The 17,039-nt window shown below is 60.3% G+C and carries 9 protein-coding genes, 2 tRNA genes and 3 rRNA genes; 5 read left to right on the plus strand and 9 right to left on the minus strand.

Annotated elements, in window-relative coordinates; genetic code table 11:
• Nucleotides 1-100 precede the first annotated feature (100 nt).
• Complete coding sequence (locus NFH97_RS06855; RefSeq protein ID WP_045994659.1) at nucleotides 101-370, plus strand: YiaA/YiaB family inner membrane protein; 270 nt, start codon at nucleotides 101-103, stop codon at nucleotides 368-370.
• A gap of 5 nt (nucleotides 371-375) precedes the next feature.
• Nucleotides 376-1,101 carry a PspA/IM30 family protein gene (locus NFH97_RS06860; protein WP_348815193.1) on the plus strand — a complete coding sequence of 242 codons (726 nt, stop codon included), beginning with the start codon at nucleotides 376-378 and terminating at the stop codon, nucleotides 1,099-1,101.
• Between the two features lie 151 nt (nucleotides 1,102-1,252).
• On the opposite strand, the gene NFH97_RS06865 is transcribed toward NFH97_RS06860, so the two are convergent.
• Nucleotides 1,253-1,708, minus strand: coding sequence for a copper resistance protein NlpE N-terminal domain-containing protein (locus NFH97_RS06865; protein WP_045994657.1), 456 nt, complete (start codon nucleotides 1,706-1,708; stop codon nucleotides 1,253-1,255).
• A 101-nt stretch (nucleotides 1,709-1,809) separates the two neighbouring features.
• A complete protein-coding gene (locus tag NFH97_RS06870) occupies nucleotides 1,810-2,706 on the minus strand; it encodes an AEC family transporter (RefSeq protein WP_045994656.1) in 897 nt (298 codons plus the stop codon).
• A gap of 136 nt (nucleotides 2,707-2,842) precedes the next feature.
• On the opposite strand from NFH97_RS06870, the gene hisC reads away from it, so the two are divergent.
• The 3 genes from hisC (at nucleotide 2,843) to NFH97_RS06885 (ending at nucleotide 5,411) form a co-directional block, all read left to right on the plus strand.
• Nucleotides 2,843-3,898, plus strand: coding sequence for a histidinol-phosphate transaminase (hisC, locus tag NFH97_RS06875; RefSeq protein ID WP_045994655.1), 1,056 nt, complete (start codon nucleotides 2,843-2,845; stop codon nucleotides 3,896-3,898).
• 49 nt (nucleotides 3,899-3,947) lie between these two features.
• Nucleotides 3,948-4,352: an SMU1112c/YaeR family gloxylase I-like metalloprotein gene (gloA2, locus tag NFH97_RS06880; RefSeq protein ID WP_213230845.1), complete on the plus strand. Its 405-nt coding sequence runs from the start codon at nucleotides 3,948-3,950 to the stop codon at nucleotides 4,350-4,352.
• A 66-nt stretch (nucleotides 4,353-4,418) separates the two neighbouring features.
• Nucleotides 4,419-5,411, plus strand: a complete 993-nt coding sequence (locus NFH97_RS06885; RefSeq protein ID WP_287165935.1) for a 2-hydroxyacid dehydrogenase — start codon at nucleotides 4,419-4,421, stop codon at nucleotides 5,409-5,411.
• Nucleotides 5,412-6,190: 779 nt separating this feature from the next.
• On the opposite strand, the gene rrf is transcribed toward NFH97_RS06885, so the two are convergent.
• From rrf to NFH97_RS06920, 7 genes are all read right to left on the minus strand, one after another.
• Nucleotides 6,191-6,306, minus strand: a 5S ribosomal RNA gene (rrf, locus tag NFH97_RS06890).
• A gap of 95 nt (nucleotides 6,307-6,401) precedes the next feature.
• Nucleotides 6,402-9,289, minus strand: a 23S ribosomal RNA gene (locus NFH97_RS06895).
• 199 nt (nucleotides 9,290-9,488) lie between these two features.
• Nucleotides 9,489-9,564, minus strand: a tRNA-Ala gene (locus NFH97_RS06900).
• A gap of 38 nt (nucleotides 9,565-9,602) precedes the next feature.
• Nucleotides 9,603-9,679: transfer RNA gene (locus tag NFH97_RS06905), tRNA-Ile, on the minus strand.
• Nucleotides 9,680-9,782: 103 nt separating this feature from the next.
• Nucleotides 9,783-11,320, minus strand: a 16S ribosomal RNA gene (locus NFH97_RS06910).
• Together the 16S, 23S and 5S rRNA genes with 2 tRNA genes alongside form the textbook arrangement of a ribosomal RNA operon.
• 640 nt (nucleotides 11,321-11,960) lie before the next feature.
• Nucleotides 11,961-14,876 (minus strand): FAD-binding and (Fe-S)-binding domain-containing protein, encoded by a 2,916-nt coding sequence (locus NFH97_RS06915; protein ID WP_287163479.1) that lies wholly within the window; start codon nucleotides 14,874-14,876, stop codon nucleotides 11,961-11,963.
• Between the two features lie 85 nt (nucleotides 14,877-14,961).
• A complete protein-coding gene (locus NFH97_RS06920; protein WP_349624593.1) occupies nucleotides 14,962-17,025 on the minus strand; it encodes a hypothetical protein in 2,064 nt (687 codons plus the stop codon).
• Nucleotides 17,026-17,039 lie beyond the last annotated feature (14 nt).

Raw genomic sequence — 17,039 nt, forward strand, 5'->3', positions numbered from 1 at the left:
GGCGTACCGCGCCCCGACCTCGCCATAGTGCCATCGACGCCGCGCTCGCCACACCCTGTAGGCGATGTCGGCTCCACCACCCAGCAAGCAGGAGATCTCCATGGAAAATGAAGCGAGCAACAATTCGTCAGGCTGGCTGTTCTTCGTCAAGGTCACCTTTGCCATCGCGCTGGCCGCCATGGCGGTCGGTATCGTGATGGCGCCCATCGACCTGCTGGTCAAAGGCTATCTCGGCGTGTGTTCACTGTTTCTGGTCTCCACCACCATCACCCTGTCCAAGACGCTACGCGATGACCACGAGAGCCGGCGCTTCCACAACCGCATCTCCGAGGCCCGCACCCAGCAACTTCTCAAGGAATACACGGAGTAGCCACCATGTCACTTTGGACGAAACTGCACACCCTGGTTCGGGCGACAGCTCACGAACCGGTAGAAAAGCTGGTGGATGCCAACGCATTGCGGATCATGGCCCAGGAGATCCGTGAGGCCGAGCAGGCCTTGCACCGGGCACGCCTCGATCTCGCTGGCCTGATCGCCGAACGCAGACAGCTCGAGCGCCACAACCAGCAACTGGCCGAGCAGCTCGAAGCCAGAGAGCACCAGGCTCGCGCGGCCCTCGAACAGGACGATGAAGCGCTGGCCTTGGCCGTGGCCAGCCGCATCGCCGAGGTCGAAAGCCAATTGACCTCACAGCGACAGCACGCCGAGGCCTTGTCGCGACAGGAACAGACCCTGCGCGAGGATCTCGGACAAGCAGCCCAGTCACTGCGCCACTACCAGCGCGAAATGAAACTGGCCAAGGCGCGAGGCGGCAATGCTGGCCTTGGGCGGAAGCTGGGCGCTTGCAGTACCGGGCTCCAGCGACACATGGACGAAATTGCAACCAGCTACGAACGCATCCGCACGTCCCAGCAACACCAGGCAGAGGTCACGACGGCCCTCAAGGAGCTGGATGAAGAGGCCAGCGGCCAGGATCTGGATCGACGCCTCAGGACGTCGGGTATCCTCGAGGGATCGATGGACGCCAGGAGTGTGCTTGCCCGGCTGAAGGCCCAAGGGAGCGCGGCTGCCGTTCCAGGCGAATCGCCCAGTGGGGCATGAGCCCTGCGATCAGCGCGAGCACCGCCAGCGCTTCGAAACAGCTCCAGGCGGTGCCGAGCGGGCCTGTCGGCACAATACCATCACGTCAAGACGCCAAAGGGCGGCCCACCTGGGGCCGCCCTTTGTGTTCGACACTTGCATGTCGTGCGACTTACTGCTGGCGGGTCAGCTGCAGCATGTCGTTGTTCTGGAAGCGACGACGCTGGGGGTCGATCAGCTCCAGAGTCTGCGGATTGACGCGCATGAAGTAGTAGGTCTGGCCTTCACCGTTGGGGACCAGCTCGTAGACGGTGGCCTCCGGATTGTCGGCGGTACCGGTCAGCACATCCCAGTTGCCGGAGTAGTTCTCGTTCGGCGGATTCTGGGGATGGTTCTGGTAGGCCGCGGTCAGATCGAAGGTGCGCTGCGCCGGGGCGCTCTGGTCTTCACCTTCCATGGTAACCGTCAGGGCGATGCCGTCGCAGTTACGGCACGGCAGGGTCCCCTGGTAGGTCGCCGAGGTCGCCTGGATGGCTTCACCACCGGATCCCTCGTCGCTGGGGCCACTCGCACAGCCGGCCAAAAGGGCGAGCATGGCGGATCCCGCCAGCAAAGTCCTGAGTTGCATATTAGTCCTCCTAACCATTGAGCATGGAACCGACGAATCGGCAGCCTGCCGACAGCATAACCTCCCAGCTTCGTTGCGCACAGCCCTGTATCGCTGCCGGCTCACGACACCGGAGGCATCACGTGGGCGAACACCAGGCCAAGCACGATCGGCATCACGATCAGACTACCGAGGTTGCCGATCAGCACCAGCGACGCCACCGAATGCGGCTGCTGGCGATACTGCTCGGCCACCAGGTAGTTGAGCACCGCCGGCGGCAGGGCAGCGAACACCCACAGCGACGCGGCCTTGAGCCCCTCTAGTTCAAGCAGCATGATCAACGGCCAGGCCAGCAATAACCCGGAAAGCGGGCACAGCACCGCTCCGAGCAGTCCGGTCTTCCAGTCACCGAAGTCGATGTCGAGCATCCGCACGCCCAGGGCGAACAGCAACAGCGGGATGCACACACCACCGAGCATATGCATCGCCTCCAGCAGCCAGCCCGGTAGCGAAAGCCCGGACAGATTGACCGCCAGGCCAGCGAGGCTCGCCAGCACGATGGGCATGCGCAAAAGGCGCCACAGCGGCGTATGGGGACTGAGCATCTTCAGTCCCAGCGAGAAGTGCAGCAGCATTTCGACGATGAACAGCACCACTGCCGCCGGCAGCGCCTGCTCACCGAAGGCCAGGATCAGCAGCGGGATGCCCATGTTGCCGGAATTGTTGAACATCATCGGCGGCACAAAGGTCTTCGGCTCGAGCCTGAGCCACTTCACCACCGGCCATACCAGCAGCCCCGACCCCACTACCACCACGGCGCCGGCCAACGCCAGCCAGGCGTAGTCCTCAAGCGGCGCCTGGCGGTCGGCCAGCACCACAAATACCAGCATGGGCACGAACAGCTCCATGTTGAGGGTGTTGAGGCTACGGATGTCGGGAGAGCGCAACTTGCCATAGAGGGTACCGGCCCCCGAAATCAGAAATACCGGTAGCAGAGTGGCGAGGATCTGAGCGGTCATGGAGTCTCTTAGGCGGCAAACGGTCAGCGCTCGCAGCCTAGCACGTCAGCGACTTGCGCAGGGCCCTGGCAGCGGTCACCATGACCAAAGTGGTAATCAAGCCTTCGATTCTGCCAAGCCTGCCAAGCGAGAGACCATGAGCCAGTTGTGGAGTCCCAACGTTCGGGAACTGACCCCCTACGTGCCGGGCGAACAGCCCCGCGAGAAGCTGATCAAGCTCAACACCAACGAGAACCCCTACCCGCCCGCGCCTGGCGTGGAACGGGTCCTGCGCGAGTTCTCGGCGGACCATCTGCGGCGCTACCCGGACCCCACCTCGAGCGCCCTGCGTGAGGCCCTGGCCCAGGCCCTCGGCACGACCTCCGCCAACGTCTTCGCCGGCAATGGCTCCGACGAGGTGCTGGCGCTGGCCTTCCAGGCCTTCTTCCGCCAGGACAAGCCGCTGGCGATGCCGGATATCTCCTACAGCTTCTATCCGGTCTACTGCCGCATGTACGACATCGACAGCCAGCGTTTCGCGCTGGACGATCAGTGGCGTGTCGACCTGGACGCCCTGGCCAGCGACAGCGGCGGCGTGATCTTTGCCAACCCCAATGCCCCCACCGGTCACGGCCATGGCCGCGAGGCCATCGCGGCCTTGCTCGACAAGGTCACCGACCGCGTGGTGCTGGTGGACGAAGCCTACGTGGACTTTGGCGGCGAGAGCGCCGTTCCCCTGGTCGAGCGCTACCCCAACCTGCTGGTGACCGGCACCTTCTCCAAGTCGCGCAGCCTGGCAGGGCTTCGCCTTGGCTACGCGGTGGGCTCACCGGAGTTGATCGAGGGTCTGACCCGGGTGAAGGACTCCTTCAACTCCTACCCGGTGGACGCCCTGGCCAGCGCCATCGGCATCGCCGCACTGGAAGACAGCGACTACTTCGAGGCCACGCGTCAGGCGGTGATCACCACACGCGAACGTACTCGCCAGCGTCTCGATGACCTGGGCTTCGAGGTGCTACCGTCACAGACCAACTTCGTGCTGGCGTCACACCCCAAGCACGACGCAGCCCAGCTTTTCGTCGGTCTGCGCGAGCGCGGCATCCTGGTACGCCACTTCAATACCGAGACGCTGCGCGATCATCTGCGTATTTCCATCGGCACCGATGACGAGATGGACTCGCTGATCGAGGTGCTCAGCGACCTCTGTCGCTAGGCCACAACATCGGGCGCCGCGCGGCGCCCCTTCTTTGCAAGAGGCCCCCATGAGTGAGCGTCTGCCGTTGACCGGAGTGCACCACGTCGCCCTGATCACCGCCGACTACGAACGCGCCCGGCGCTTCTATATTGAGGTGCTCGACGCCCGCATCCTCAACGAGGCCTACCGCCACGAGCGTGACAGCTACAAGCTGGACCTTGCCCTGCCCGGAGGCATCCAGCTCGAGCTGTTCTCCTTTCCCTCTCCGCCACCTCGGCCAAGCTATCCCGAGGCCTGCGGTCTTCGTCACCTTGCCCTGGCAACATCAGACCTGGACGCCAGCGTCGCGTTGCTGAAGCGGCGTGGCGCGCGACCCGAACCTATCCGAGTCGACGAGTTCACCGGTGCCCGCTTCACCTTCTTCGCCGATCCTGACGGAACGCCTATCGAACTCTACGAGACGCAAGCCTGACGTCACCGCAACCACACAGCGCTTCAGCCGATTCCGCCACTGTCCCTGACCCGCGAGGCAAGCACCATGCTCAAGGTAGGCTTCTTCAGCTCTCAGCCCTACGAACGCCCCTTCTTTTCCGATGAGCATCACCCGCAGCTGAGTATCGTGAACTTCGAGCAACGCCTCAGCGCCCGCACCGTGACCCTCTGCCAGGGACTCGATGCAGTGTGCGTATTCGTCAACGATGAGCTGGATCGCACCGTGCTCGAGCGTCTGGCCGTGGTAGGAGTGCGTCTGGTCGCGCTCAGGTGTGCAGGATTCAACAACGTTGACCTCGACGCCGCTCGCCGGCTCAACATCCAGGTGTGTCGCGTACCGTCCTACAGCCCCGACGCCGTTGCCGAGCACTGTGTCGCCCTGATGCTCACGCTCAGCCGCAAGATCCACAAGGCCTACAACCGGGTGCGTGAGGACAACTTCGACCTCAATGGCCTGCTCGGCTTCAACCTCGCCGGCAAGACCGTCGGGATCGTCGGCTTCGGCCAGATCGGCCGCTCCCTGGCGGGTATCCTGAGCGGCTTTGGCTGCCGCGTGCTGGTCACCGACCCAGCCCCCATCCGTATCCCCGACCAAGCCGCCATCGCGCAGGTCGAGTTCGATGAACTGCTGGCACACAGCGACATCATCTCGCTGCACTGTCCGCTCACCCCAGACACCCACCACCTGATCGACGAGTCGGCCTTTTCCCGAATGAAGGACGGGGTGATGCTGATCAACACAAGCCGCGGCGCCCTGGTCGACACCCGCGCCTGCATCGAGGCCCTGAAGCGTCGCAAGCTCGGCTACCTGGGTCTCGACGTCTACGAGCAGGAAGCCGGCATGTTCTTCGAGGACCGCAGCGACGACATCCCGCTGGACGACGTCTTTGCCCGCCTTATCAGCTTCCCCAATGTCGTCGTCACCGGCCACCAGGGCTTCTTCACCCGGGAAGCCCTGAGCGAGATCGCATCGACCACGCTGGAAAGCCTCACCGCCTTCGAGGACGGGCGCCCCCTCGATCAGCACTGTCAGCTCTAGAGAGTCGACGCTGCCCTGAACAAAAGAAGCCCGACTCCTCTTCGAGTTGGGCTTCTTTTCGGTACATGCCTACCCTGTACCCTGAGGGGGGCCGCATGGGATGAAGCACGAGCTGAACGTAGAGAGCCCATGCATGCGGCTCTTTACAAAAAAGAAGGCCCGATTATCTTCCGATAATCGGGCCTCTTCTGAATAAATGCCTGATGGACGGGCCGGCCTTCTGCTCTACAGCGCCCGTCCGTCCTGGCCGCCGCTCTCCCCTGAAGACTGCCGGATGACGCCACCAAGGTAACAATGTTTCTACTCGTCTCATCCCTGAGACTCGCCCTTCGTTCCTCAAGGCCCGCCTGCGGCGGTTCTCCCCTGTTCCCGACAGGGTAGTCGCATGGGGGTGAGTCACCCCGAGCTTTTGCAGCGAAGCTGCAAGGGGTGACGAACGACGCGAGCTTGCGAGCGGCCGGACCGCGCCGAGGGGGTATCGGCGCGGCCCCACATATAAAGAGGGGGGTCTTCCCATGCATATGAAAAAGCCCGATTATCTCTCGATAACCGGGCTTCTTCTGAATAAATGCCTGACGCCTCTGCGGCCACTTCGTGGCCTTGAGCCTGGGCTCGGGGCGCCGCAAGCAGCTTTACATCCCTCGCCCGTTCGAGCCTGACAATGCGTTGCATTGTCCGGGCGGCTCTCACCCTACTCTCGCATGCGAGGAAGGGTCATCGTACAGACATAAACAAAAACCCCCAACTCCTTCGGAGCTGGGGGTTTTGTTTATGTAAATGCCTGACGATGACCTACTCTCGCATGGGGAGACCCCACACTACCATCGGCGCTGAGCGGTTTCACTTCTGAGTTCGGCAAGGGATCAGGTGGTTCCCACTCGCTATGGTCGTCAGGCGGAAAAAAGACAACGTACACCATGCTGACGATACGCTTCATCGTATCCGTCAATTGATTCGAGACATCATCGACCAAAACCCTTTGGGTGTTATATGGTCAAGCCTCACGGACCATTAGTACCGGTTAGCTCAACGCCTTGCAGCGCTTCCACACCCGGCCTATCAACCAGCTGGTCTTGCTGGGTCCTTTAGGAGGCTCAAGGCCTCAGGGAGATCTCATCTTGAAGGGGGCTTCCCGCTTAGATGCTTTCAGCGGTTATCCCGTCCGTACATAGCTACCCGGCAATGCCACTGGCGTGACAACCGGAACACCAGAGGTACGTCCACTCCGGTCCTCTCGTACTAGGAGCAGCGCTTCTCAAATCTCCAACGCCCACGGCAGATAGGGACCGAACTGTCTCACGACGTTCTAAACCCAGCTCGCGTACCACTTTAAATGGCGAACAGCCATACCCTTGGGACCGACTTCAGCCCCAGGATGTGATGAGCCGACATCGAGGTGCCAAACACCGCCGTCGATGTGAACTCTTGGGCGGTATCAGCCTGTTATCCCCGGAGTACCTTTTATCCGTTGAGCGATGGCCCTTCCATACAGAACCACCGGATCACTAGAACCTACTTTCGTATCTGCTCGACGTGTCTGTCTCGCAGTTAAGCACCCTTATGCTCTTGCACTCACTGCACGATTTCCAACCGTGCTGAGGGTACCTTCGTGCTCCTCCGTTACTCTTTGGGAGGAGACCGCCCCAGTCAAACTACCCACCACACACGGTCCTCGAACCGGATTACGGTCCTGAGTTAGAACGCCAATGATGCCAGGCTGGTATTTCAAGGTTGGCTCCACCCCATCTGGCGACAGGGTTTCAAAGCCTCCCAGCTATCCTACACAAGCAACATCAGCGTCCAGTGTGAAGCTGTAGTAAAGGTTCACGGGGTCTTTCCGTCTAGCCGCGGGTACACAGCATCTTCACTGCGATTTCAATTTCACTGAGTCTCGGGTGGAGACAGCGTGGCCATCATTACGCCATTCGTGCAGGTCGGAACTTACCCGACAAGGAATTTCGCTACCTTAGGACCGTTATAGTTACGGCCGCCGTTTACCGGGGCTTCGATCAGGAGCTTCGCGTGAGCTAACACCATCACTTAACCTTCCGGCACCGGGCAGGCGTCACACCCTATACGTCCGCTTGCGCGTTTGCAGAGTGCTGTGTTTTTAATAAACAGTTGCAGCCACCTGGTATCTTCGACCGCGTCAGGCTCCGGTCGCGAGGACCTTCACCCTAATGCGGCGTGCCTTCTCCCGAAGTTACGGCACCATTTTGCCTAGTTCCTTCACCCGAGTTCTCTCAAGCGCCTTGGTATTCTCTACCTGACCACCTGTGTCGGTTTGGGGTACGGTCTCACAGTATCTGAAGCTTAGAGGCTTTTCCTGGAAGCGTGGCATCGATGACTTCCTGACCGTAGTCAGTTCGTCTCGCCTCTCGGCCTTGAGGATCCGGATTTACCTGAATCCTCAGCCTACCGGCTTTCACCAGGACAACCAACGCCTGGCTCACCTAGCCTTCTTCGTCCCCCCATCGCAATACTGTGAGGTACGGGAATATTGACCCGTTTCCCATCGACTACGCCTTTCGGCCTCGCCTTAGGGGCCGACTCACTCTGCTCCGATTAGCGTCGAACAGAAACCCTTGGTCTTCCGGCGGGGGAGTTTTTCACTCCCCTTGTCGTTACTCATGTCAGCATTCGCACTCGTGATACCTCCAGCATGCTTCTCAACACACCTTCATCGGCTTACACGACGCTCCTCTACCGCTCGCCATTCGGCGAACCCGTAGCTTCGGTACCTGGTTTGAGCCCCGTTACATCTTCCGCGCAGGCCGACTCGACTAGTGAGCTATTACGCTTTCTTTAAAGGATGGCTGCTTCTAAGCCAACCTCCTAGCTGTCTAAGCCTTCCCACATCGTTTCCCACTTAACCAGGATTTCGGGACCTTAGCTGACGGTCTGGGTTGTTTCCCTTTTCACAACGGACGTTAGCACCCGCTGTGTGTCTCCCACGCTTGCACTCACCGGTATTCGGAGTTTGCCTCGGGTTGGTAAGTCGGGATGACCCCCTAGCCGAAACAGTGCTCTACCCCCGGCGGTGATACGTGAGGCGCTACCTAAATAGCTTTCGAGGAGAACCAGCTATCTCCGGGCTTGATTAGCCTTTCACTCCGATCCACAAGTCATCCAAATCTTTTTCAACAGATCCTGGTTCGGTCCTCCAGTTGATGTTACTCAACCTTCAACCTGCTCATGGATAGATCGCCCGGTTTCGGGTCTATTTCCAGCGACTGGTCGCCCAGTTAAGACTCGATTTCTCTACGCCTCCCCTATACGGTTAAGCTCGCCACTGAAAATAAGTCGCTGACCCATTATACAAAAGGTACGCGGTCACCAAACAAGTTGGCTCCCACTGCTTGTACGCATACGGTTTCAGGATCTATTTCACTCCCCTCTCCGGGGTTCTTTTCGCCTTTCCCTCACGGTACTGGTTCACTATCGGTCAGTCAGGAGTATTTAGCCTTGGAGGATGGTCCCCCCGTCTTCAGTCAAGGTTTCACGTGCCTCGACCTACTCGATTTCACAACACTCAGGTTTCGGTTACGGGGCTATCACCCACTATGGCCAGACTTCCCAGTCTGTTCACCTACCAGTTGTGTTGCTTAAGGGCTGGTCCCCGTTCGCTCGCCGCTACTAGGGGAATCTCGGTTGATTTCTTTTCCTCGGGGTACTTAGATGTTTCAGTTCCCCCGGTTCGCCTCTCATGTCTATATATTCAACATGAGATACCCAAGTTACCTTGGGTGGGTTTCCCCATTCAGAGATGTCCGGGTCGCAGGTCGTTTGCCACCTCGCCGAACCTTATCGCAGGCTTCCACGTCTTTCATCGCCTCTGACTGCCTAGGCATCCACCGTATGCGCTTCATCGCTTGACCATATAACCCCAAAGGGTCTGTCAATCGATGATGTCACGACAATTGCCGGATACGCTTGAAACGTATCTTACTTTGTCAGCATGATATACATTGTTAAAGAGCGTTAGAGCAAAAGCTCTAAGCGAGAGACTTGATATCGCCTGGTGGCGAACAAGCATCTTGCTTAGAACTTGACGACTGTTTTACTCGAGATGAGAAATGGTGGAGCCTAGCGGGATCGAACCGCTGACCTCAACACTGCCAGTGTTGCGCTCTCCCAGCTGAGCTAAGGCCCCATATCGATTTGGGTTGTTGACCAGAACCAGCTGAGAAATGGTGGGTCTGGGCAGATTTGAACTGCCGACCTCACCCTTATCAGGGGTGCGCTCTAACCAACTGAGCTACAGACCCATTTGTCACGCTGGGTCTTAGCATTTAACCCAAACAGTCACTGCTCTTGCTTGATCAGGTAATTCATTGTGAGCACTTACCGACAGTCAGATGACGTGTCGTTTAAGGAGGTGATCCAGCCGCAGGTTCCCCTACGGCTACCTTGTTACGACTTCACCCCAGTCATGAACCACACCGTGGTGATCGCCCTCCGAAGTTAGGCTAACCACTTCTGGTGCAGTCCACTCCCATGGTGTGACGGGCGGTGTGTACAAGGCCCGGGAACGTATTCACCGTGACATTCTGATTCACGATTACTAGCGATTCCGACTTCACGGAGTCGAGTTGCAGACTCCGATCCGGACTGAGACCGGCTTTATGGGATTAGCTCCACCTCGCGGATTCGCAACCCATTGTACCGGCCATTGTAGCACGTGTGTAGCCCTACCCGTAAGGGCCATGATGACTTGACGTCGTCCCCACCTTCCTCCGGTTTGTCACCGGCAGTCTCCCTAGAGTTCCCGACCGAATCGCTGGCAAATAGGGACAAGGGTTGCGCTCGTTACGGGACTTAACCCAACATTTCACAACACGAGCTGACGACAGCCATGCAGCACCTGTCTGAGAGTTCCCGAAGGCACCAATCCATCTCTGGAAAGTTCTCTCGATGTCAAGGGTAGGTAAGGTTCTTCGCGTTGCATCGAATTAAACCACATGCTCCACCGCTTGTGCGGGCCCCCGTCAATTCATTTGAGTTTTAACCTTGCGGCCGTACTCCCCAGGCGGTCGACTTATCGCGTTAACTGCGCCACAAAGCTCTCAAGGAGCCCAACGGCTAGTCGACATCGTTTACGGCGTGGACTACCAGGGTATCTAATCCTGTTTGCTACCCACGCTTTCGCACCTCAGCGTCAGTGTCAGTCCAGAAGGCCGCCTTCGCCACTGGTATTCCTCCCGATCTCTACGCATTTCACCGCTACACCGGGAATTCTACCTTCCTCTCCTGCACTCTAGCCTGACAGTTCCGGATGCCGTTCCCAGGTTGAGCCCGGGGCTTTCACAACCGGCTTATCAAGCCGCCTACGCGCGCTTTACGCCCAGTAATTCCGATTAACGCTCGCACCCTCCGTATTACCGCGGCTGCTGGCACGGAGTTAGCCGGTGCTTCTTCTGTGAGTGATGTCCTCCCTCGAGGGTATTAACCTCAAGGCTTTCTTCCTCACTGAAAGTGCTTTACAACCCGAAGGCCTTCTTCACACACGCGGCATGGCTGGATCAGGCTTTCGCCCATTGTCCAATATTCCCCACTGCTGCCTCCCGTAGGAGTTCGGGCCGTGTCTCAGTCCCGATGTGGCTGATCATCCTCTCAGACCAGCTACGGATCGCAGCCTTGGTGAGCCGTTACCTCACCAACTAGCTAATCCGACATAGGCTCATCCGATAGCGCAAGGTCCGAAGATCCCCTGCTTTCCCCCGTAGGGCGTATGCGGTATTAGCCTGGGTTTCCCCAGGTTATCCCCCACTACCGGGCAGATTCCTATGCATTACTCACCCGTCCGCCGCTCGACGCCTCCTAGCAAGCTAGGATCGTTTCCGCTCGACTTGCATGTGTTAGGCCTGCCGCCAGCGTTCAATCTGAGCCATGATCAAACTCTTCAGTTTAAAGTCTGATAGTCCGTTAAGCGGACCAAACTTGGCTCAAGGTTCAAACGTCTCGTTTGACGAGTCGCTTGCCTTGATATTTCAGTGACATTGTCACTGACTCATCGGCAAGCGCCCACATGAATTACCTGATCAAATTATTAAAGAGCGTGCTCTGGGCTCTATAGAGAGCTTAAAGAGCTGCTCTTGCGGCACCCGGCCGGAAGAGCGTCTCGCTTTGCAGCGCCTGTTGGCGCAGCGCCCTGCGAGGAAGGCGTATTCTACACAATCGAAGCGTTTCGTCAAGGCTTTCTTTTTTCGCCGTGCAAGCGATACCTGCAGGACCCAAGAGAAAGCGAAGCGAGCCTGACGCGCATCCTGCGATGCCGTCCTGGCGACTCCGATCGAGTGGCGAGCATTTTACCGATTTCTCGTTGCCCGTCAAGTGGGGAATTTTTCGAAGACTTTAAAAAGCCTTTTCAAAACAATCACTTTCACCACCCTTCACCGCCTGTGACGTTTGCTCGTCGCCGGCAGCGGATGCGTACTTTACGCATCCCCTCCGCCCTTGGCAATACCCTTATGCAAAAAAGTTTATCGAGCTGTCTTCGGGGCGTCATCGACAGCGGTTCAGGCTTCAGTCGCGACCTGGAGCAGGGCCTTACAGCGAGACGGTGCGCTCTTCCGATACGCCCCCTTGAGCAGTCGGCTGACTCGCGCGGTCCAGCAACTCCAGTATGGAGTGATAGGTAAGACCGGAGTGCTGGGTCATGCCCATCTCGCAGGTTCTCGAATTGGAGACACCAAAGTCACAGCCCGCCACCTGCCCCGACAGATCGCGCAGCGATGAAGCCGTCAGTTCCGGTACGCGCAAGCCCTTGTCGCCGGCAAATCCGCAGCAACTGATACCATTCGGCACCACCACCTCCCTGGCACACGCACGCGCCAGCTCCACGAAGGAGTCGGTCAGCCCCTTGCGATGGCTGGAGCAGGTCACGTGCACCGCCACCTTGCAGTCCAGCGGCGTCACCTCCAGGCGCGGCAACAGGTGGTCATGGGCGAAGGCCACCGGCTCCTGCACCTTCAAGCGCTCATCCAGATGCCCCTCGACCTGCAAGCTGCAAGGACTGGTATCGAACAGCACCGGGAAACGACCGTTCTGGCTCGCGACCAGCAACTCCCGGTTGAGTTCGCGCGCCTTGTGCGTCGCCTCGTTATCCATCCCCTTGGAGGAAAATGCCATCCCGCAACACAGGTGGCCTGGCATTTCGGGAATGATGACGTCATACCCGGCTCTGTCGAGCAGACTCAGTACGATCTCCATCACCGCACGCGCCGATTCGTCCCGCTTGTCGGCGCCAAACACCCGAGTGGCGCAGGAAGGGAAGTACACCACCGAATCGCGCGGCCCCTCGGCGGACGATGCGCCCGCCGATGGCCGCGACGACTTGAGCACCCGAATCGGGGCGGCGGCAGGTATCGCCGGTATCCACTGTGGGACACGCTTGCCGCTGGCCTTGTGAACACCCTGACTGGCTCGGGCCATCAAAGCGTCGCCGATGATCCCACGCCCCAGGCTGGCCGCACGTAGGCCGCCCCGGGCAATCTTGGTAGCCCCGGAGAAGTGACGCCCGATTCGCCTTGCCAATTCCTGCTTGCCGACATGACGTTCCTGGCGCATGGCGAGCACCATCTCGCCGGTATTGATACCGACCGGGCAGCGCGTCCCGCACATGCCATCGGCGGCGCAGGTGACATCGATATCGTAAAGCGCACTCTGCTCGAAGGCATCGCGACGCTCTCGCTCTTCATCGCTCAACTCATACAGGGCTGCCAGGCGAGCTCGCTCGCGGGTCAGCACGATGCGCTGGCGAGGCGTCAGCGTCAGCTCGCGTGAAGGACACACGGCTTCGCAGAAGCCACACTCGATGCAGCGATCGACGATGGGATCGGCCTCGGGCAATGGCTTCAGATTTTCGAGGTGCAGCGTCGGGTTGCGCGTCAGCATCACATCGGGGTTGAGCAGATGGCCCGGATCGAACAACGCCTTGATCTGCCACATCAGAGCATAGGCCTCTTCGCCCCACTCCAGCTCCACAAAGGGTGCCATATTGCGGCCGGTGCCGTGCTCGGCCTTGAGCGAGCCACCGAAGTCCACGGCTACCAACTGGGCGACATCTGCCATCAGCGCCTGGTAGCGCTCCTTCTCCCCCGGACGCTCAAAGCCCTGAGGGAAGACGAAGTGCAGATTGCCTTCCAGGGCGTGACCAAACAGCAGGGCGTCGTCGTAGCCATGGCGCTTGAACGCCTCGGTCAGGGCGGCGACACCCTCCTCCAGCCGTTCGATGGGAAAGGCCACGTCCTCGATCACCACGGTAGTTCCGAGATCACGCACGGCACCGACGGCGGGGAACAGTCCCTTGCGTACCTTCCAGTAGAGCGCGTAGCTGACCGGGTCTTCGGTGAAGGCGATGGGCTCGAGGGTGGTGATGCCTTCCAGCGCCTGGCCGACCTCCTCGATACGCGCCTCCAGCCGAGGCCCATCCTCCTCGCGGACATCCACCAGCAATGCCGTGGCGCCGTCCGGTAGCTCACGCAGCTGCTCCGGCATGCCCGGCTGCCGCTCCACCGAACGCAGCCCCGCACGATCCATCAGTTCCACCGCCGCCACGCCGGTGCCACGCAAGGCGATGGTGGCGCGGCAGGCGCTGCCGAGATCCGGGAAGAAGATCAGGGCGGCGGCCTTGCGCGGCGGCTCTGGTACCGACTGATAGGTGATGCGGGTGATGCAGCCCAGGGTACCCTCGGAGCCGATCATCAGGTGGGCCAGGATATCCACACCATCACGGAAATCCACCAGGCTGTTGAGAGCGTAGCCGGTGGTGTTTTTCAGGCGATACTTGTGGCGAATGCGCTTGGCCAGCTCGAGATCGGTGCGCACATTGGTCGACAGTCGCTCCAGCCCATCGAGCAGGGCCGCATGGCTTTGACGAAAGGCTGCCACGCTGTCGGCATCGGCGGTATCCAGTACCGTGCCATCGAGCAGCACCATGCGCAGGCTGTCCAGGGTCCGATAAGTATTCTGGGCGGTGCCACAGCACATGCCCGATGCATTGTTGGCGGCGATGCCGCCGATCATGCAACTGGCGATGGACGCCGGGTCCGGCCCGATCTTGCGCCCAAAGGGCGCCAGCAGCTCGTTGGCCCTGGCGCCGATAACGCCTGGCTGCAGGTCAATTCTGGCACCGTCATCGAGCACACGAGCATCGCGCCAGCCACGTCCCAGCTGAATCAGCACCCCATCGGTGATGGCCTGACCGGACAGCGAGGTACCTGCGGCGCGGAAGGTCATCGGCCAGTTGCCCTCGCGGCAGGCGCCAATGACTTCGACAAGCTCCTGTTCGGTCTCCGGCCTCACCACCAGGCTCGGCACCAGCCGATAGAAGCTGGCATCGGTACCGTAGGCCAGCCGGCGCAGCGGATCCTGGACCAATCGCTCGGTGGGCAGGCGTTCGGTCAGCATCGCCGTCAACTCGTCGATGGAAATGCTGGGCTTGGTGGTGGTGATGGCCGTCATGGTGCGCTCCCTGTCTGATTATTCGCTATTGCAGCCGTTCAGATACTAAAACGCCACTCCGAAGAGTGGCGTTTGGCGCTAGGGGTTAGCCCCTGACGTCGATCTGGACGATGCCGCCGCCCCCGCCATAGCCGCTGACGGTAACGTCATAGACACCTGGCTCCAGACGGGTTTCGATCAGCGACCCGAGTTGGGTACTGCCACCGTCGTCGTCCTGGAAGAACACGCCCTCACCCTCGAGCTCCAACAGCGTATCCACGGCGTCGGACTGAGTCTCGATGCTGATGACGCCAGCCTCTTCGACCACCAGCTGGTAGTTGAGCCTACCGCTGGCATCGAGTTGACCGTAAAGGGTCTCGCCGGTGCGAATTTCACCCTCGGAGCGCAGTTCGCCGCTGAAGGGCGTCTGCGACAGGCTCAGCGAGTAGGTGCCGGAGCCACTGAAGCTTCGCGCATCGACACTGTAGGTACCAGCCTCGAGGATCGCGCTGATACGCGAATTGGTACCCGAGCCACCATCGTCATCGCTGGTGTCGATTCCTTCGCCGCGCAGGCCAAGCATGGCGTCGAAGGCGCTGGAGTTCATATCCAGGGTCACCTCTGCGGCGTCTTCCAGGGTGAAGCTGTATTGATTGACACCGCTGGCCCCCACCATGCCGCGCACCGTCTCTCCCTGCTGCAGCTCACCGCTGTTGCGCATTTCGCCATCGAAGGCAGTGACGTCGGTCTCCAGCCGGAACATGCCCGAAGCGACACCCGAGTAGCTTGCCACCTCGATGCGATAGCTGCCGGGCTCGAGCACCTCGCTCAGCCGCGAATTGGTACCACCGCCGCCGTCATCGTCGCTGAGCGACACACCGTTGCCCTCGAGATAGAGCTGGGTGTCGAAGGCAGAGGACGACAGTGCAATCGTCACCTCGGAGGGCTGCTCGATGTCCAGGGTGTAGGCATTGGGTTGAAACCCGCCGGCCATGCCCTGCACAGACTCACCTGGCTCGATGGCCCCTTCGTTCTTCAACTCGCCGTCGAAGGGCGAGGTCGAAAGCTCCAGCGAATAGCCGCCGGACTCGCCCCCGTAGCCGCTGACCACCACCCGGTAGTCGCCCGGCATCAGTACGCTGTCGAGATGAGAGTCGGTACCGCTGCCCGAATCATCGACCTCGATATTGGTCTGGCCGCCGCGTACCCGCAGCACGGTGTCGAAATCGCTGGAGGCGAGCGACAGATTGACGCTGGTGGGCTCGTCGATCTTGAGGCTGTAGGTGTTGCTGGAGGAGGCGTCGGCCAGGGTACCGGTGATGCTGTCACCGGAGCGCAGCGGTCCGGCATTACGCTCGCCGCTGGAAAGATCGGCTTGCTGCATCGACAGACGATAGCCGTCACCGACGCTGACGAAGTCATCCTGGCATTCCAGGTCCACGCGTTCCTTGACCGGCTGACCAGGCGTCACACGCACCTCATAGTCACCAGGATCGAGGAACGCCTTCAGGGTCTGCTGGTCATCACCGCAGCGCGCGGCCTTATGCTCGACACCATTGCCACTGAGCACCAGCGATGCGTCAGACGCACCGGCAAGCACCAGAGAGACCTGGCGAGCCTGCTCGAGCGAGAAGCTGTAGCTCGCCGCCTCGCCTCCCAGCGCCCCGACGACGTCCTGGTCGTCGCCCAGCGTCTCGGACGCCTGGGCCTCAGTCGGCTTCAGCGAGTAGGGGCCAAAGCCTGCCATGTCGTCGCTGCTGACGACCACCAGCGAGCACCCCTCGGCGGAAGACAGCAACAGCGATGCCGGCGCCTCCTGGGTGCTGCTCGCACCTCCCTGCCACTTGCCGTCTTCGGAATACACCGAGAGGCTGGCGGCAAAGGGTGAATCGAGCTGGTAGAGCACACCAGATTCGGCCTCGCCGCAGACCCAGCGACGGTCGTGGCGCGAGCCATCCTTGAGGTTGATCCCGCTTTGCGAGGTCAATTCGCCCTCAATCGCTTCGCCCAGCGCAACATCCGGCGCCTCGACAAACCGCCCGCCCTGGCTACCGCCGTCGTCCTGGCATCCGCTCAGCAAGACCGCCATGGACACCCCGCTGATCACCAGCAAAGGGGAAATGGCCTTGCAAAGTGGGCGTTTCGACCCCGGACACTGCTGCTTGGACATGCCTGCCTCCATCA

Source organism: Halomonas sp. SCS19, from assembly GCF_040147015.1.
GTDB lineage: Bacteria > Pseudomonadota > Gammaproteobacteria > Pseudomonadales > Halomonadaceae > Halomonas > Halomonas litopenaei.